This window comes from Pseudonocardia sp., assembly GCF_029263155.1.
In the GTDB taxonomy this organism is placed as follows: Bacteria; Actinomycetota; Actinomycetes; order Mycobacteriales; family Pseudonocardiaceae; genus Pseudonocardia.
Genome location: NZ_JAJCYB010000074.1, coordinates 83,736 through 101,092, shown reverse-complemented (window position 1 = coordinate 101,092; position 17,357 = coordinate 83,736). Strand labels below are relative to the sequence as shown.

Annotated in this window: 15 protein-coding genes, 1 tRNA gene and 1 pseudogene; 2 read left to right on the top strand and 15 right to left on the bottom strand. The window is 73.8% G+C overall.

Going from position 1 to position 17,357, the window contains the following annotated elements:
• Window positions 1-126: 126 nt before the first annotated feature.
• From Q1K26_RS15050 to Q1K26_RS15010, 9 genes are all read right to left on the bottom strand, one after another.
• Window positions 127-459: a hypothetical protein gene (locus Q1K26_RS15050; protein WP_300012351.1), complete on the bottom strand. Its 333-nt coding sequence runs from the start codon at window positions 457-459 to the stop codon at window positions 127-129.
• Window positions 456-878: a VOC family protein gene (locus tag Q1K26_RS15045; protein ID WP_300012348.1), complete on the bottom strand. Its 423-nt coding sequence runs from the start codon at window positions 876-878 to the stop codon at window positions 456-458. The genes Q1K26_RS15050 and Q1K26_RS15045 overlap by 4 nt, the downstream gene beginning before the upstream one ends.
• Before the next feature lie 155 nt (window positions 879-1,033).
• Window positions 1,034-1,654 carry a response regulator transcription factor gene (locus tag Q1K26_RS15040; RefSeq protein ID WP_300012345.1) on the bottom strand — a complete coding sequence of 207 codons (621 nt, stop codon included), beginning with the start codon at window positions 1,652-1,654 and terminating at the stop codon, window positions 1,034-1,036.
• Entirely contained in the window at window positions 1,651-2,850 is a 1,200-nt protein-coding gene (locus Q1K26_RS15035) for a sensor histidine kinase (protein ID WP_300012342.1), read from the bottom strand. The genes Q1K26_RS15040 and Q1K26_RS15035 overlap by 4 nt, the downstream gene beginning before the upstream one ends.
• Window positions 2,847-3,674 carry an ABC transporter permease gene (locus Q1K26_RS15030; protein WP_300012339.1) on the bottom strand — a complete coding sequence of 276 codons (828 nt, stop codon included), beginning with the start codon at window positions 3,672-3,674 and terminating at the stop codon, window positions 2,847-2,849. The genes Q1K26_RS15035 and Q1K26_RS15030 overlap by 4 nt, the downstream gene beginning before the upstream one ends.
• 34 nt (window positions 3,675-3,708) lie before the next feature.
• Window positions 3,709-4,563, bottom strand: coding sequence for an ABC transporter ATP-binding protein (locus Q1K26_RS15025; protein WP_300012336.1), 855 nt, complete (start codon window positions 4,561-4,563; stop codon window positions 3,709-3,711).
• A 156-nt stretch (window positions 4,564-4,719) separates the two neighbouring features.
• The gene (locus Q1K26_RS15020; protein ID WP_300012333.1) at window positions 4,720-5,316 is read right to left on the bottom strand and encodes a hypothetical protein; all 597 of its coding nucleotides are present in this window, start codon (window positions 5,314-5,316) and stop codon (window positions 4,720-4,722) included.
• Between the two features lie 386 nt (window positions 5,317-5,702).
• Window positions 5,703-5,779, bottom strand: a tRNA-Pro gene (locus Q1K26_RS15015).
• A 35-nt stretch (window positions 5,780-5,814) separates the two neighbouring features.
• Window positions 5,815-6,756: a metallophosphoesterase gene (locus Q1K26_RS15010; protein WP_300012331.1), complete on the bottom strand. Its 942-nt coding sequence runs from the start codon at window positions 6,754-6,756 to the stop codon at window positions 5,815-5,817.
• Between the two features lie 45 nt (window positions 6,757-6,801).
• Between Q1K26_RS15010 and Q1K26_RS15005 the strand changes: the two genes are divergently transcribed.
• On the top strand, window positions 6,802-7,272 hold the full coding sequence (locus Q1K26_RS15005; RefSeq protein ID WP_300012328.1) for a GatB/YqeY domain-containing protein: 471 nt from the start codon (window positions 6,802-6,804) through the stop codon (window positions 7,270-7,272).
• Window positions 7,273-7,613: 341 nt separating this feature from the next.
• On the opposite strand, the gene topA is transcribed toward Q1K26_RS15005, so the two are convergent.
• The 3 genes from topA to Q1K26_RS14990 form a co-directional block, all read right to left on the bottom strand.
• Complete coding sequence (gene topA / locus Q1K26_RS15000; protein WP_300012325.1) at window positions 7,614-10,499, bottom strand: type I DNA topoisomerase; 2,886 nt, start codon at window positions 10,497-10,499, stop codon at window positions 7,614-7,616.
• A gap of 155 nt (window positions 10,500-10,654) precedes the next feature.
• On the bottom strand, window positions 10,655-11,248 hold the full coding sequence (locus tag Q1K26_RS14995) for a hypothetical protein (protein ID WP_300012322.1): 594 nt from the start codon (window positions 11,246-11,248) through the stop codon (window positions 10,655-10,657).
• 110 nt (window positions 11,249-11,358) lie between these two features.
• The gene (locus tag Q1K26_RS14990; protein WP_300012319.1) at window positions 11,359-13,698 is read right to left on the bottom strand and encodes a sodium-translocating pyrophosphatase; all 2,340 of its coding nucleotides are present in this window, start codon (window positions 13,696-13,698) and stop codon (window positions 11,359-11,361) included.
• A 261-nt stretch (window positions 13,699-13,959) separates the two neighbouring features.
• On the opposite strand from Q1K26_RS14990, the gene Q1K26_RS14985 reads away from it, so the two are divergent.
• Window positions 13,960-16,398, top strand: coding sequence for a DEAD/DEAH box helicase (locus Q1K26_RS14985; protein WP_300012317.1), 2,439 nt, complete (start codon window positions 13,960-13,962; stop codon window positions 16,396-16,398).
• 72 nt (window positions 16,399-16,470) lie between these two features.
• On the opposite strand, the pseudogene Q1K26_RS14980 reads toward Q1K26_RS14985, so the two are convergent.
• From Q1K26_RS14980 to Q1K26_RS14970, 3 genes and pseudogenes are all read right to left on the bottom strand, one after another.
• Window positions 16,471-16,800, bottom strand: a pseudogene (locus Q1K26_RS14980) (Rv3654c family TadE-like protein); the annotation flags it as partial.
• A complete protein-coding gene (locus Q1K26_RS14975) occupies window positions 16,797-17,153 on the bottom strand; it encodes a TadE family type IV pilus minor pilin (protein WP_300012314.1) in 357 nt (118 codons plus the stop codon). The pseudogene Q1K26_RS14980 and the gene Q1K26_RS14975, both read right to left, overlap by 4 nt.
• A 14-nt stretch (window positions 17,154-17,167) precedes the next feature.
• Window positions 17,168-17,356, bottom strand: coding sequence for a DUF4244 domain-containing protein (locus Q1K26_RS14970; RefSeq protein ID WP_300012311.1), 189 nt, complete (start codon window positions 17,354-17,356; stop codon window positions 17,168-17,170).
• Window position 17,357 lies beyond the last annotated feature (1 nt).

Here is a 17,357-nt window from a genome sequence, read left to right as displayed (position 1 = left end):
CTGCCGTGTCGAGGTAGACGGCCTCGACGTGGTGGCCGTCGGGATCGGCGAAGCCACGGTTGTCGAGCCGGCCGAGATCGGTCGGCTCCTTCGTCGGTGCGCCGCCCGAGAGCAGCGCGGTGTCCGTCAGCCGGTCGACCTGCTCGCGCGAGGCGACCCGAGGGCGAGGATCACCCCAGCGCCTGCCGGCACGTCCTTGCCGGTGAAGCCCCGGAACTCGTCCCGGGTGGCGAGCTGGACCGCGATGGTGTCGGACACGACGACGTAGGCGGAGGTCTCGTCGGTGAGCTGCTCGTCGAGCGAGAAGCCGAGGGACCGGTAGAAGGCCTGGCTCGCCTCGATGTCGGCGACCGGCAGGTGACGAAGATCTGGTTGATCGACACGGGTCCGTCCCCTGTGGACGTGGAAGGCGTCCTGCTGACGGCCGGTGGTGGCGGTGCGGGTGGCGCTGGTGGTCATATCCGGTCCTCCGCGTCGAGGAACCGTTCGACGTACTCGCCCTCGGGGGCGATGGGGGTGATGACGTCGATGAGGACGCGGTCGGGGCCGACGAGGATGAAGTGGCGCTGGCCGAAGCGCTCCGAGCGCAGCGGGAGGGCGAGCTCGATCCCGTCCCGGCCGGCCAGCTCGTCGTGCACGGCGTCGACGTCGTCGACCTCGAGGTTGAGCAGCACGCCGCCGGCCGGTGACCCGCGGAAGCCCCCCGGGATGGTCTCGTGCGTCGGGTCCAGCAGGGCGAGCTCGAACCCGCTGTGGCGCAGGCTGACGTACCAGTCGGACTCGAAGGTCACCTCGAAGCCGAGGGTGTCCCGGTAGAAGGCCGTGCCGGTGGTGATGTCGCGGCTCATCAGCACGGGGTAGCTGCTGGTCAGTCTCACGTTGCGATCCCGGTGAGGTGCATGGGATGAGCGTGCCGCGCCGCCGGGGTGTGCGTGAGCACCGTGCGACCGAAGCGGCTGTCCACCGTCCGGCGGACCCCGCACACGACAGGCGCGGCTGCGGCGCCGGGATCAGGCTGCGGCGCCGGGATCAGTCAGTCGAGCAGACCGCGGTTGCGCGCCACCGTCACCGCGGCTGTCCGGTCGGACACCTCGAGCTTGCTGAAGGTGCGCAGCAGGTGGGTCTTGACCGTGGCCTCGGCGATGTGCAACCGACGGCCGATCTCGGCGTTGGTGCACCCGACGGCGACCAGCTCGAGCACCTGGATCTCGCGGGGAGAGAGCGACTCGGGGACCGGCCCCCGCATCCGGTGGACCAGCCGGGCGGCCACCGACGGGGTCAGCACCGTCTCCCCGCGGGCCGCCGCGCGGATCGCGGAGGTCAGCGCGGCCCGCGAGCAGTCCTTGAGCAGGTAGCCCGCCGCGCCGGCCTCCACGGCGCGCAGGATGTCGGCGTCGGTGTCGTAGGTGGTGAGGACGACGACGCGGGTGCCGGGGAACCGGGCGGTGATCGCCGCGGTGGCGGTCACTCCGTCACCGCCGCGCATGCGCAGGTCCATCAGCACCACGTCCGGACCGCGGACGCCGACGAGCGCGACGGCCTCCGGCCCGCTGCCCGCCTCACCGACGACGTGCAGGTCGTCCTCGGCGGTGAGCATCCCGCGCAGCCCCTCCCGGACGATCACGTGGTCGTCCACCAGCAGCACCCCGATCATGCGGGTACCCGCACGGTGACCCGCGTGCCGTCACCGGGCGCGCTGTCGATCGTCATCGATCCCCCCATCCGGTCCACCCTGGCCCCCATCATCGCCAGCCCGTAGCTCCCGTCCGGGACGGCGGACCGGTCGAAGCCGGCGCCGTCGTCGGTCACCGTGAGGGTCGTCGTCGCCGGGTCGGTGAAGTCGAGCCGGACGGTCACGGTGCCGGCCCGTGCGTGCCGGGCGGTGTTGCTCAGCAGCTCCTGCGCGGCTCGCAGGACGACGACCGCGTACTCGAGGGGCAAGCGTCGCGGGGAGCCGTACGCCGAGTGCTCGGCGGACACGCCGGTCTCGTCGGCGAACCGCTCGACCTGGCGGCCGATCGCGTCGGTCAGCGAGCGGGTGGCCAGCACGCCCGGAGCGGACGAGGCCACGAGGTGCCGGGCCTCGTCGAGGTTCTCCCTGGCCACGGCGAGGGCCAGCTCGATGTGCCTGCGGGCGGCCGGGTCGTCGGCCCCGAACTCGGCCTGGGCGGCCTGCAGCAGCGTGACGATGCTGGTGAAGCCCTGGGCGAGGGTGTCGTGGATCTCGCCGGCGAGCCGTTCCCGCTCGGCGGCGACGCCGGCGTCGTGCGACAGCGCGGTGACCTCCGAACGGCTCGCCGTCAACTCCTCGATGAGCCGCGCCCGGTCGTCGCTCTGGTCGGTGACGCGGTGGATCCAGACGCCCACCAGCACGCCGAACGCCGTCAGGAACAGGGCCTGCGGGCCGAGGTCACGGATCGCCTCGCCCGCGGTGTCGCCGCTGCGCAGCGCCGACACCAACGACAACCCCGGGATCACCACGATCGTGACCGCGACGGCCCGCCCCAGCCGCAGCAGCCAGTACATCTGCGGGACCGTCACGAACAGCGCCCAGGTCGACTCCGGCACCAGCAGCACCGCCCCGGTGGTCCCGACGGCGAGCAGCGTTGCGTAGCCGAGCACCGCGGGTCGGTCGGGCGTCTCGGCCACCGCCAGGCGCCGCCCGGCGGTCAACCAGGCCCCGCCGAGCCCGAGCACCAGCGCGGCCGCGGGCACCCGCAGGGCGACGGGTTCGTCGGCGGCGGACACCAGGGCCGCGGTGATCACGGCCGCCACGACGAACAGCACGTCCCACAGCCAGATCGCCGACGCTGCGGCATCCGCGCCCGGGCGCGGCGCGACACCGGTCACCGGTGTCGCGGTCCCAGGATCGGCAGGGTGAGGCACAGCGCCAAGCCTGCGACACACCACGCCGCGAGCACCAGTGCCACCCGGTCGAGCTCCCACGCGCCCGCGATCTCGAACCGCACCATGACCTCGGGCAGGAACACCGACCGGAAGCCCTGCGCCAGCCAGCGGACCGGGAACAACGACGCGACCGCGACCAGCCCGGTCGGCAGGGCGGAGGCGGGGGTGACGAACACCCCGGAGACGAACAGCAGGGCGAGGTGGGGCAGCTGCACGATCGCGGTGGCGCTGCGCGCGGTGCGGGCCGGCGTGCTGATCGCGATGCCGAGCAGCGAGCAGCCGATCACGCCGAGGACGAACACCCATCCGAACGTGGCCCACCGGGACACCGTGCCGGGCAGCGGCAGGTCGAACAGGGTCACGGCCGCGGTCAGCATCAGCACCGTCTGGGCCACCGTGGTCACGGCGACCAGCACGATCTTGCCGATGACGTAGGCGGCGCGCGGCATGGGCGTGCCCCGCAACCGCGCCAGGGTGCCGTCGTCGCGGTCGGAGGCGATGTCGGTGCCCAGGGTCACGAACGTCGTGGACATGATGCCGGCGGCGACCATGCCCGCGGCCAGCACCTGGCTCGCGGTGACGCCGGTGCCCTCGTACCGGTCGCCGAACACCGAACCGAGCAGCACCAGCAGTACGGTCGGGAGCGCGAAGGTGAAGACCACCGCCTCGCGGCTGCGGAAGAACCGCTTGAGCTCCAGCGCTCCGCGGGACAGGCCGAGGGCGGCCGTGGACGACGCCCGGTGCGGTGCCGTCGCGTCGAGGGCCATCAGACAGCTCCGACGAGGACCCGGTGCCGGGGCGTCACCGCGGGCTCCCCATCGTGATCAGCCCGAGGTAGACGTCCTCCAGGCTGGGGCGATCGACCCTCAGCCCGGGCACCTCGCCTCCGAATCGGGACGCGAGCGCCGCGACCAGCGCGGCGGGGGTGGTGGTCCGCTGCTCGCGGACGGCGCCCGAGTCCAGCCAGCGCACCACGGTCGGGTCGGTGTGCCGGCCGCCGAGGGTGGCCGGTGTGCCCAAGGCCACGATCCGCCCCTCGACGATCACGGCCAGCCGGTCGGCCAGCGCCTCGGCCTCGTCGAGGTAGTGGGTGGTGAGCATGATGGTGGTGCCGTCGGCGGAGAGCTCGCGCAGCAGCCGCCAGAAGTCGCGCCGGGCCTGCGGGTCGAACCCGGTGGTCGGTTCGTCGAGGAACAGCAGCTCCGGCCGTCCGAGGATCCCGAGGGCGACGTCGAGGCGGCGACGCTGCCCGCCGGACAGGGTGCGCGCCAACGTGTGCCGCTTCTCCCACAGCCCCACGACCTGCAGCACCCGGTCGGGATCGCGGGGGTCCGGGTAGTAGCGGGCGAAGTGGTGCAGTACCTCGGCGGGGGTCAGCTCGGCCAGGTCGGTCGAGCCCTGCGCGACGATGCCGATGCGCGCCCTGAAGCGTCGCCCGGCCCGCCCGGGGTCCGTTCCCAGCACCCGGACCCGGCCGCCGTCGCGGTGACGGTGGCCTTCGAGGATCTCCACGGTCGTCGTCTTGCCCGCCCCGTTGGGCCCGAGCAGGCACAGCACCTCGCCGCGCGCCACGTCGAGATCGACCCCGTCCACGGCGGGCCGATCGGCGCCGGGATAGCGGCGGCGCAACCCGCGGACGGTGATCGCATCGGTCATGCGCCGATCGTGCGGCCCACCACCGCCCGTGCGGGAGCATCGGGCGGCCGAACGCCCCGTCCACCGTCCGACGGACGCCGCACCGGCGAGCCCGTCTGCTCGGATGCCGCCGACGCGCCACCGGACGTCGACACCGACGGAGGCCGGCCCCGCCGATCAGCCGAGCAGGACGCCGATACCGAGCAGCGCGAGCACGCCGACCGCCGCGCCGATCAGCGGCCAGGACCCGCGCACCCCGCGGCGGTCGCGATGCGACCGGGCGGCGGCCACGAACAGCGCACCGGGCACCCCGAAGACCAACCAGGCCGCGGCGAGGTTGAACCAACCCGTCGACGTCATGTCGCCTATCCCGCGCGCCGGCAGCTCCAGCAGCCCGGCCAGGACGAGCAGTTTCGCGACGAGTTCGGCCAGCGGGTAGGCGAGCTGGGCGGCCGCGGCCCCCCAGTGGCCCGCCTCGATCAGCGGAGCGGGGAACCGGCGACCCCAGCCCTGCACACCGGCGGGGGCGAGCGCGACCGTCGCCGCACGCAGCAGCGTGGCGCCGAGGACGATCCACGCGGTGTCGTCGAGCGGATCGGCACCGATGACGTGGCCGCCGACCCACAACGCTCCGACCACGACGACGAACAGGCCGACCGTCGCGGCGATCGCGTACGCCGGCCAGACCGCGGTGAACCCGCCCGCCCGCCCCGGCCCGGCACCGGGGTCCCTGCAGAACGGTCGGGCGGAGTCGGTGGCCCGAAAGCACGGCATCGGTCCTCCTGAGGCGGGTCGGGCGGGACGACCGTGCGGCCCGGCCGGTACGGCCGTCGATCACACGGCCGGTGGCCGGACGGCTTCGGTCGGCCGCCGCCCCTGCCGGACGACGGCCCCTCGAGCCTGCCCCCCCGCCACCGCCGGTCGAGAGCGCCGGACGACCGAACCCCCTGTCCACCGTCCGACCGACCATGTCGCGCGGGTGGGCCGGGCACGCGTCGACGGGCGCGGCGTCGCAGTGCTCGACCGGATCGAGCGCGGTCGGGTCGGGGGCCTGCCCCGCTCGTTCGGGCATGCGGGCGGATCGGGCGGCCGGGCCGACACGAGGACGAGAAGAGGCCTGGTCCGGAGCTCCGCTAGAAGCTACTGACCAGGCCGTCTGGTGGTCGGGGTGACAGGATTTGAACCTGCGACCTCTTCGTCCCGAACGAAGCGCGCTACCAAGCTGCGCCACACCCCGATGATCCGCCGTCGTGCGGCGGGCCGGAAACGAGTCTAGCCGACGTCCGCGGGCGCCGACGCGGGGGTTGCCTCGACCGCCGCGGTCGTCACCGGGCGCGGCACGAGCGTCAGCAGGCTGGCCTCGGGCGGGCAGGCGAAGCGGACCGGGGCCCAGGGCGAGGTTCCCAGGCCTGCGGAGACGTGCAGCCAGGTGTGGGTGCCCCAGCGGGATGTGCCTCGGGCGCGGGAGCGGTCGATGCCGCAGTTGGTGACGATCGCGCCGACACCCGGCATGCGCAGCTGCCCTCCGTGTGTGTGCCCGGCCATGACGAGGTCGTAGCGGTCACCGGCGAACCCGTCGAGCACGCGGGGCTCGGGGGAGTGGGTCAGGCCCAGGCGCAGGGCGGGGTCGCCGGCGGCCGGGCCGGCGACGCGGTCGTAGCGGTCCAGACCCAGATGCGGGTCGTCGACGCCGGCCGCAGCCACGCGGACACCGTCGATGTCGAGGCTGACGCGGCTGTGGGTGACGTCGTGCCACCCACGTTCCACGAGCGCGGCACGCAGGTCGCGCCACGGGAGCGGCTCGCCGTCGGGGTCGGTCCGCTTGCCCGTCAGGTAGCGGGCGGGGTTCTTCGGTGTGGGGGCGAAGTAGTCGTTGCTGCCGAACACGAACAGGCCGGGCAGGTGCATCAGGGGGTCCAGCGCGGCCATCACGGTGGGCACGGCGCGCTGGTGGGCGAGGTTGTCGCCGGTGTTGACGACGAGATCGGGCTCCAGCTCGGCCAACTGCGCCACCCAGCGCTGCTTGCCGCGCTGACCGGGGGTCATGTGCAGGTCGGAGACGTGCAGCAGGCGCAGCGGCCGCGTGCCCGGGGCGAGCACGGGCAGGGTGGCCTCGCGCAGGGTCCAGCGGTGACGTTCGATCCCCGCCCCGTACGCGACGGCCGCCGCGCCCGTCGTGGTGGCGCCGATCGCGAGCCGAGCCCAGCTGTTCACAACTGCAGGGTACGTCGGGCGGTGGCTGCGCTAGCGTTCACCGCCGTGAGCACCCTGAAGGCACAGCTGCGGACCGACCTGACCGCGGCGATGAAGGCCCGTGACGAGCTGGTCAAGTCCACGCTGCGGATGACGCTGACGGCGATCGGCAACGCGGAGGTGGCCGGCACCGAGGCCCGCGAGCTCTCCGACGACGAGGTGTTGAAGGTCGTCGCGAAGGAGGCGAAGAAGCGGGCGGAGTCGGCCGAGGCGTTCGCCGCCGCCGGGCGCGAGGAGCTCGCCGCGCAGGAGCGCGCGGAGGGCGAGGTGCTCGAGCGCTACCTGCCCACCCAGCTCTCCGACGACGAGCTCGTCGCGATCGCCCGCGCCGCCGTCGACGAGACGGCCGCGGAGCTGGGCGAGACGCCCGGCCCGCGCCAGATGGGCCAGGTCATGAAGCGCGCCAACGCCGCGGCGGCGGGCCGGGCCGACGGCGGCCGGGTGGCGTCCGCGGTGAAAGCCCTACTGATCAACTGAACAGCACGCGACGGCCGACAGCACGCGCCGAGTTCGCGCGCCGGCCCGCCTCTCGCGCGCTGCCGACAGCTCGCGAGTCCCTGCCCGGCGCGCGAGTCCCTGCTGATGCGCGAGGTCCGGTGTGCGCCGTCGCTCCCCGTCCGGCGCGCGCGGCCCCCCGTCCGGCGCGCGAGCCCTGTCCGGCGAGCGACACCCCGTGTCCGGCGGGGCCCTGTGCACGCCGGCCGCCCTGGCGTGCGAGGCGCTGCCCCGCGCGCCAGGTTCCCGGGCACGGGCCGGTGCCCGGCTCGCCGCCCGCTCGGTGCACCGGGTGGGGACCGGAGACCTTCGCGGCGGGCAGCCTACTTCTCGACCGGCGCCTTGCGCGTCGTGGTCGTCCGCTTGGCGGCGGGCTTCTTCGCCGCCGGCTTCTTGGCCGGCGCGCGCTTCGGGGCGGCCTTCTTCGGCGCGGGTGCCTTCGCCCGGCGCTCGGCCAGCAACTCGCTCGCGCGATCGTCGGTCAGGTGCTCGACGCTGTCGCCCTTGCGCAGGCTCGCGTTCGTGTCGCCGTCGGTGACGTAGGGCCCGAACCGCCCGTCCTTGATCACCATCGGCTTCTTCGAGTTGGGGTCGACGCCCAGCTCGCGCAGCGGCGGGGTGGCCGCCGCGGTCCGCCTGCCCCGCTGCTTGGGCTGCTTGTAGATCTCCACGGCCTCGTCGAGGGTGACCGTGAACAGCTGCTCCTCGTCGGTGAGCGACCGCGAGTCGGTGCCCTTCTTCAGGTACGGCCCGTAGCGCCCGTTCTGCGCGGTGATCTCCTCACCGCTCTCCGGGTCGGTACCCACCACCCGCGGCAGCGACAGCAGCCGCAGGGCGTCCTCCAGGGTGATCGTCTCGGTGGACATGTCCTTGAACAACGACCCGGTGCGCGGCTTGGGCTTGGCCGGCGCCTTCTTCCGGGTGCCGTTCGTGGCCGTGGCGGGCTCGGCGGGCTCCGGCAGGATCTCGGTGACGTAGGGCCCGTAGCGACCCTCCTTGGCGACGATCTCGTGCCCGCTGACCGGGTCGACGCCCAGCGAGCGGCCCTCCTGCGGCACCGAGAACAGCTGCTCGGCGATCTCCCGGGTGAGCTCGTCGGGCGGCAGGTCCTCGGGCAGGTTGGCCCGCTGCGAGGCGCCGTCGCGCATCCGCTCCAGGTAGGGCCCGAAGCGCCCGACGCGCACCACGACGTCGTCGAAGACCGGCACGGAGTTGATCTCTCGCGCGTCGATCTCCTCCAGGTTGACACCGACCAGCTTCTTCAGCCCGCCCGCGCGGGCCACCGAGCCCTCGCTGCCCTGTTCGGCGCCGAAGTAGAAGCCCGACAGCCAGGCGGTGCGGCCCTGGGTGCCCGCGGCGATCGCGTCGAGCTCGTCCTCCATGGCGGCGGTGAAGTCGTAGTCGACGAGGCGGCCGAAGTGGTGCTCGAGCAGGCCGACCACGGCGAACGCGATCCACGACGGGACCAGCGCCTGCCCCTTCTTCCACACGTACCCGCGGTCCTGGATCGTCTTGATGATCGAGGCGTAGGTGGACGGGCGGCCGATGCCCAGGTCCTCCAACTGCTTGATCAGGCTGGGCTCGGTGAACCGTGACGGCGGGTTCGTGGAGTGGCCCTCCGGCGTCAGCGACGCCGCGGTCAGGGCCTGGCCCTTGGTGAGCTCCGGCAGGCGCGACTCGGCGTCGTCGGCCTCGCCGCCCGCCTGGTCGTCGACCGTCTCGACGTAGGCCTTGAGGAAGCCGGGGAAGGTGATCGTGCGGCCCGAGGTGGCGAACGTGACGGCCTCGCCGGTCGCGGCCGTGCCCGCGATCCGGATGCTCACCGTCGTGCCGCGCGCGTCGGCCATCTGCGAGGCCACGGTGCGTTGCCAGATCAGCTCGTAGAGGCGGAAGTCGTCGCCGTCGACCTCGCGGGCGATCTCGCCCGGCGTGCGGAATACGTCGCCCGCGGGCCGGATGGCCTCGTGGGCCTCCTGGGCGTTCTTGACCTTGCGCGTGTACTGCCGCGGCTGCGCCGGGACGTAGGCGTCGCCGTAGAGCTCGCGCGCCTGGCTCCGGGCGGCGTCGATGGCCGACTCCGACAGCGTGGTGGAGTCGGTGCGCAGGTAGGTGATGTAGCCGTTCTCGTAGAGCCGTTGCGCGCTGCGCATCGTGCGGTCGGCGGAGAAGCGCAGCTTGCGACCGGCCTCCTGCTGCAGCGTGGAGGTCATGAACGGCGGGTAGGGCTTGCGTGTGTAGGGCTTGGACTCCACCGACTCGACGGTGAGGTCACGACCCTCCAGCGCCTCGGCGAGGCGGCGGGCGCCCGCCTCGTCGAGCACCGTGACGTCGTTGCGCCCGGCCCGGTCGGAGCCGCCCTTGAGCTGCCCGTCCGAGCCGAAGTCGCGGCCCGTGGCGACCCGTGCGCCGTCGATCGCCACGAGCCGCGAGGCGAACTGGCGCGGCGTGGCCTCGGCGCCGGCGTCCATCTGCGCGGCGATGTCCCAGTAGGACGCGGACACGAACGCCATGCGCTCGCGCTCGCGCGCCACCACGATCCGCGTGGCCACCGACTGCACCCGGCCCGCCGAGAGCCTCGGCATGACCTTCTTCCACAGCACGGGGGAGACCTCGTAGCCGTAGAGGCGGTCGAGGATGCGGCGGGTCTCCTGGGCGTCGACCATGTCCTGGTCGAGGTCGCGCAGGTTCTCCACCGCGGTGCGGATGGCCGGCTCGCTGATCTCGTGGAAGACCATCCGCCGGACCGGGATCTTCGGCTTGAGCGTGTCGAGCAGGTGCCAGGCGATCGCCTCGCCCTCGCGGTCGGGGTCCGTGGCGAGCAGGACCTCGTCCACGGACTTCAGCGCCTCGCGCAGCTCGGCGACCTTGCCCTTCTTCTCCGGCGTGATGATGTAGAGCGGCGCGAAGGAGTTGTCGACGTCGACGCCCAGACGCGCCCAGGCCTCGCCCTTGTGCTTGGCGGGCACGTCGGCGGCCCCGCGCGGCAGGTCGCGGATGTGCCCGACCGAGGCCTCCACGACGTAGTCCTTGCCCAGGTACTTCTGGATCTTCGCGGCCTTGGTACCGGACTCGACGATCACCAGCCGGCGCAGCGGGCGGCCGGTCGCGGACGTGGTGGGCGGGACCGATCGACGGCTTCCGCCGGCCTTCCGGGTGCCCGCACCTGCCGCGGTGTCGGGTTTCGGGCTCGTCGTTCCGGTCGTCACCATGGTCCTGTTCTGCTCTGCTGCGTTGAGTGTCCTGTTGTCGAGTATGCGTGTCGTGCTCTCCGGCCTACACACCGATACGGGTTCGTGCCCACCCACGCAGGGTGTCGCCTCGGTCACACCGAGGCGGTCGTGCCGCGAGAGCCTAACCATCGGTGTCAACACACGCGCCGACCCCAGTACCTCGGCCACTGCTCGTCCGGGACCCCGGTGGGCACCGGCCCGACCAGTTCGACGAGCCGCCCGACGCGGCGGGTCCCGCTGATCCGCAGGGCCGTCGAGCGGGCCACGCGGGCGGGCGGCAGACCGGCCCGGGTCAGGGCCGCGACCAGGGGTTGGTGGGTGTGGGAGGCCTGCGGATCGAGCATCAGGAGGTACCCGCCGCGCTCGTCCGGGCGGCCCGCGGCGAGGGCCCACAGGCGCAGCGCGGCACCGTCGACCTGCCAGCCCGCGGGCACCGCCTTGACCGCTCCGGCGGTCCATTCCCGGGCCAGTCCGACGAGGTCGCAGCGGAAGGCGGTCCGCAGGGCGGTGGCCCCGCTCTCGGTGGTGACCGGTTCCACGTCGATCCCCGTGGCCGCGCACGCCGCGGTGACCGCGCGGACCCGCGCCGGGTCGGCCAGCACGATCGAGAGCCGGGCCTGGTCGCCCGCCCCGAACCGGGCGATCTGGCCCGGTCCGCAGAGCAGACCGGCGAGGTCGCGCACCCCGGCGGGGCGGGCGTCGGCGGAGAACAGCGACAGCTGCGGCACGCCCGCACCGTAGAACACCCGTTCGATCCCGTGCACGGGGGCGCGCCGGGGAACGGCGGAGGCCGCCCACCCGGATCGGGTGGACGGCCTCCTGGTGCGGGGAGCGGCGGTCAGCCGACCGTCGTCTCCGCAGGGGTGTCGGTGATCGTCGTGGAGCGTCGCTTGGAGACCACGACCGCCGCCACGATGATCGCGACCGCGACGAGCGAGATCAGGACGCTGACCACGGGGTTGGCCGCCGGACCCACGGACAGGGCGACGACGGCCGGCGCGATCAGCACCGAGACCAGGTTCATCACCTTGAGCAGCGGGTTGATCGACGGACCGGCGGTGTCCTTGAACGGGTCGCCCACGGTGTCACCGATGATGGTGGCCTCGTGCGCCGGCGAGCCCTTGCCGCCGTGGTTGCCGTCCTCCACGAGCTTCTTGGCGTTGTCCCACGCGCCACCGGAGTTGGCGAGGAAGATCGCCATCAGCGTGCCGGCCGCGATCGCTCCGGCCAGGAAGCCGGCGAGCGGGCCGACCCCGAGGCCGAAGCCGACCGCGATCGGGGACAGGATCGCCAGCAGGCCGGGGGTGGCCAGCTCGCGCAGCGAGTCGCGGGTGCAGATGTCCACCACGCGGCCGTACTCCGGGCGGACGGTGCCCTCCATGATCCCGGGGTTCTCCCGGAACTGGCGGCGCACCTCGAACACGATCGCGCCCGCCGCCCGGGTGACCGCGTTGATGGCCAGTCCGGAGAACATGAACACGATCGCCGCACCGATGACGACGCCGACCAGGGTGTTCGGCGAGAACACCTGGTAGGCGAACGCGGTGCCCGCGTCCTCGAGCAGGACGCCCGCGCCGGCCAGCGCCGCGTCGATCTCGTTGCGGTAGGAGCCGAACAGGGCCGTGGCGGCCAGCACGGCCGTCGCGATCGCGATGCCCTTGGTGATCGCCTTGGTGGTGTTGCCGACCGCGTCGAGCTCGGTGAGGATGTCTACGCCGGGGCCGGACACGTCGCCCGACATCTCGGCGATGCCCTGGGCGTTGTCGGCCACCGGGCCGAAGGTGTCCATCGCGACGATGACGCCGACCGTGGTGAGCAGGCCGGTGCCGGCCAGGGCCACCGCGAACAGCGCGACCGTGATCGAGCCCGTGGCCAGCGCGAACGCGCCGAAGACCGCGCCGCTGATGACCAGGGCGGTGTAGACGGCGGACTCGAAGCCGATCGAGATCCCGGAGAGGATCACGGTGGCCGCACCCGTCAGCGACGAGCGGCCCACGTCCTGCACCGGCTTGTCCTCGGTGCCGGTGTAGTAGCCGGTGAGCCTGAGGATGGCCGCGGCCAGCACGATGCCGATGATCACCGCGACGGTGGCCAGCAGGCGCGGGTCCGTGCCGGTCATGGACTCGACGACGGTGGTGTCGGTCGGGCCGTTGCTCGCGACGCCACCGCCGAGGTCGGCGAAGCTGCCGGGCAGGTAGACGTACGCGGCGATCGCCGAGAGCACGGCGGAGATCACCGCGGAGATGTAGAAGCTGCGGTTGATCGTGGTGAGGCTGCCCTCGCCCTCCCGGGTGCGGGTGATGTACACGCCGATCACCGCGGTGATCACGCCGATGGCCGGCACGATGAGCGGGAACAGCAGGCCCTGCAGGCCGAACGCGGCGGTGCCGAGGATCAGCGCGGCCACCAGCGTGACCGCGTAGGACTCGAACAGGTCCGCGGCCATGCCCGCGCAGTCACCGACGTTGTCGCCGACGTTGTCGGCGATCGTGGCGGCGTTGCGGGGGTCGTCCTCCGGGATGCCCTGCTCGACCTTGCCGACGAGGTCGGCGCCGACGTCGGCGGCCTTGGTGAAGATGCCGCCGCCGACACGCATGAACATCGCGAGCAGCGCGGCGCCGAAGCCGAAGCCCTCCAGGACGCGCGGGGCGCCACCGGCGTAGACGAGCACGACGATCGCGGCACCGAACAGGCCGAGGCCGACGGTGAACATGCCGACGACGCCGCCGGTGCGGAAGGCGATGCGGGTCGCCTTCTCCCGGCCGCCCTCCTGGCGGGACGCCGACGCGACCCGGATGTTGGCGTTGGTCGCGAGTCGCATCCCGACGCTGCCGATCGCGGCCGAGAACAGGGCGCCGATCAAGAAGAAGATCGACCGGCCGATGCTCTCGCCGATGTTCGCTGCGGGGAGCGCGAACAGCAGGAAGAAGACAATGACGACGAAGACGGCGAGCGTCTTGAACTGGCGGTTGAGGTACGCCGTGGCGCCTTCCTGGACCGCGCGGCCGATCTCCTGCATCTTCGGGGTGCCCGCGTCAGCAGCGAGGACCTCCCGGCGCAGGACGAAGCCGATGGCCAGAGCGGCGAGGGCGACCACCGCGACCACACCGACGATGATGTAGTCGTTCGACGCGAGCGCGATCGAGTTCGCTTCCGCGGCGAGGGTGGACCGAGACATCCGTCCTCCTGGTTCAGTGGATCACTAGGGCCAGGGAGCTCAAGACGTCGTCCCTGGCGTCTGCACGAGCCGTCTCCGCAGGTGAGCGCGGTGTCAGGCCGGTGCAGTGTAAATGTGTGACGCAGGCCGCTCCGCAGTGGATGTCGGTGTCGCACTGCCGTAACGATCGGGTCACGAACCTGCGTAGGTGCCGGGGTGGCGAATCGCCGGGTCAGGTGGTCGCCCGCCGGAGTGACACCCCGGTGTGCCAGCCTCGAACGCGTGGACGGTGGCGGGCACGGCGGCGTGGCGTCCCCGCGGTGTGCCGACCGGGGCGAGGAGCTGCTGCTCCGGGTGCTGGCCGGCTCGGGCGCCGATCCGGCCGCGGAGATCTCCCGGGCCCGCCGCGGCGGGGACGCGGGTGCCGCTCCGGTGGGCACCGGCCCCCTGCGGCACGTGGCGACGGTGCCGCCGCGGACCGGCACCCCGGCGCCGTGGCCGTCGTGGGTGCCCGGGCCGGTGCGGATGGCGTTCGCGCGGCGGGGGGTGCTCGCGCCGTGGACCCACCAGGCCGAGGCGGCGTCGCTCGCCCATGCCGGGCGCGACGTGGTGGTGGCCACCGGGACGGCGTCCGGGAAGTCCCTGGCCTATCAGCTCCCGGTGCTGTCACGGCTGAGCACCGACCCGAGGGCGACGGCGCTCTACCTCGCCCCCACCAAGGCACTGGCGGCCGACCAGCTGCGCGCTCTGCACGAGCTCGACGTGCCCGACGTGCGCCCCGCCGCCCTCGACGGCGACACCGCGACCGACGAGCGGGAGTGGGTGCGCAGCCACTCCCGATGGATCTTCAGCAATCCGGACATGCTGCACCGCTCGGTGCTCCCGCGACACTCCCGCTGGGCCGCCTTCCTGCGCAGGCTGGAGATGGTGGTGATCGACGAGTGCCACACCTACCGCGGGGTGTTCGGCTCGCACGTGGCGCTGCTGCTGCGCCGGTTGCTGAGGCTCGCCGCCCGGTACGGGGCCCGGCCCGTGCTGGTGCTCGCCTCGGCCACCGTCGCCGAGCCCGCGGGTCACGCCTCCCGGCTCACCGGGCGTGACGTGCAGGCGGTGACCCTCGACGGTTCGCCACAGGCCGGGCGCACCGTGGCGCTGTGGGAGCCGCCGCTGCTGCCGGAGGTGACCGGCGAGAACGGAGCGCCGGTGCGGCGCTCGGCGGGGGCCGAGGCGGCGCGGATGCTCGGCGACCTCGTGCTGGAGGGGGCCCGGACGCTGGCGTTCGTGCGGTCGCGACGTGCGGCCGAGCTCACGGCCATCGGCGCCCGGCGGGTGCTCACCGCGGTCGACCCGGAGCTGGCCGCCCGGGTGGCGGCCTACCGGGGCGGCTACCTGCCCGAGGAGCGCCGGGCACTGGAATCGGCGCTCGCCCGCGGCGAGCTGCTCGGGATGGCGACCACCAACGCCCTGGAACTCGGCGTGGACGTCGCGGGCCTCGACGCGGTGGTGGTGGCCGGCTTCCCGGGTACCCGCGCCTCCTTCTGGCAGCAGGCCGGCCGCGCGGGCCGGGGTGCCGACTCGGCCCTGGTGGTGCTGGTGGCCCGCGACGACCCGATGGACACCTATCTGGTGCACCATCCCGAGGCGCTGCTCGGTGCGCCGCTGGAGGCCTGCGTGCTGGATCCGACGAACCCGTACGTGCTGGGCCCGCAGCTCGTGTGCGCGGCGGCGGAGCTGCCGCTGACCGAGCGGGACGTGGCCGAGGTCTTCGGCGGGCCGCCCGCGGCCGCCGTGCTCGACGAGCTGGTGGCCGACCGGGTGCTGCGCAGGCGCCCGGCAGGGTGGTTCTGGCCGTCGACGCGGGAGCGACCGGCGTCCTCGGTGGACATCCGCGGTTCCGGCATCGGGCAGGTGGCGCTCGTGGAGTCGGGCACCGGCCGCATGCTCGGCACCGTGGACGGGGCGGCAGCGCCCGCGTCGGCGCATCCGGGCGCGGTGTACCTGCACCGCGGTGAGAGCTTCGTCGTGGACGATCTCGACCTCGACACGGGGGTGGCGCTGGTGCACGCGGCCGACCCGGACTGGCGCACCGACGCCCGCTCCACGGCCGACGTCGAGGTGCGCAGGGTGCTGAGCTGCCGCGATCTCGGTCCGGTGCGGGTGTCGCTGGCCGAGGTGGACGTGACCTCGCAGGTGGTGGCCTACCAGCGGCGCTCCCCGGACGGCTCGGTGCTCGCCACGGTGCCGCTCGACCTGCCCGAGCAGACCCTGCGCACCCGCTCGGTGCTCTACGACATCGACGACGCGGCGCTGCGCGACGCCGGCCTGCCGCCGATGCGGGTGCCGGGTGCGCTGCACGCGGCGGAGCACGCGGCGATCGGCCTGCTGCCGCTGTTCGCGACGTGTGACCGGTGGGACATCGGCGGACTGTCCACGGCGCTGCACCCGCACACCGGTCGGCCCACCGTGTTCGTGCACGACGGGCACCCCGGTGGGGCCGGGTTCGCCGAACGCGGGCACGCCGTGCTGGGGCCGTGGCTGGCGGCGACCATGGCGGCGATCCGGGGCTGCGAGTGCGCAGCCGGGTGCCCGTCGTGCGTGCAGTCGCCCAAGTGTGGGAACGGGAACGCGCCGCTCGACAAGGCGGGCGCGGTGGCCGTGCTCGGGGTGGTGCTGGCGGCGCTGACCAGGGAGGGTCGGGTGCCGCAGGGGGCGCGGTGGTGAGGGTCCGAGCGGTGCGTCGACACCGGTCGGACCGGCCGTTGCGGACGGCGCCGGTGGGGCCGGCCCGGCCCGGGCGCGCCCGGTGGCGGTGACCGGTCCGGTGACGGCGAGGTCGAGGGCCACCTCGGCCTCCACGAGGGCGTCCCATCCGTCGAGCCGGCAGGACCGCAACCGGGCTCCCATGCGGCCGGCCACGCCGGCGGCCCGCTCGCAGGCCCGGGCCTCGCCGTGCACCGCGAGGCCGGCCGCCGCGAGGCCGGCCAGGTCGGCCGCCGCCTCGGCCCGGTGCCGGCCCGCGACGGCGGCCCCGAGCTCGACACCGATCACCAGCACGGCCAGCAGGACCGCGACGGCCCCGGCCGCCCACACGGTGGCGAACCCGTCGTCGGGACGCGCGTTCACGGCAGGACACCCGGCTCGAGCACCGCCACCGCGCGCCCGCCGACCCGCATCGGGAGGGGCGGCGCGGCCGGCGCGGTGACCTCGGCGACCACCTCGTCGCCCTGCACGAGCAGTTCGATCCGGGCCCCACGGGGGGCGAGCTCGGCGGCGACCGCGCGGCCCCGCTCCGGCTCCCCCCGCGCCGCGAGCCGGGCCAGCTCGCGGGCGGCGTCGATGCAGCGCACCGACCCCGCCGCCGCGGCGACGGCCCCGACCGCGACGGCCAGGAAGACGGCCAGGCTGCACAGGGCCAGTGCGGCCTCGACCGTGACGGCACCCCGGTCGGCGGGAGGCCGGCGCCGGGTTGCTCCCACCGCCCCGTGCGGTGTCAGAAGGTGGTGGAGAGCGCGCGCTGCACGAGACCGGTGAGCGCGGTGACGACGGACTCCCCGCTCAGGACGCCGTACAGGATCGCGGCGAACGCGGCGGCGGCGACGACCCCGATCGCGTATTCCACCGTGGACATCCCGGCGTCGTCGCGGAACAGGCGGTGCAGGCGGTTCGTGGTGCTGGTCATC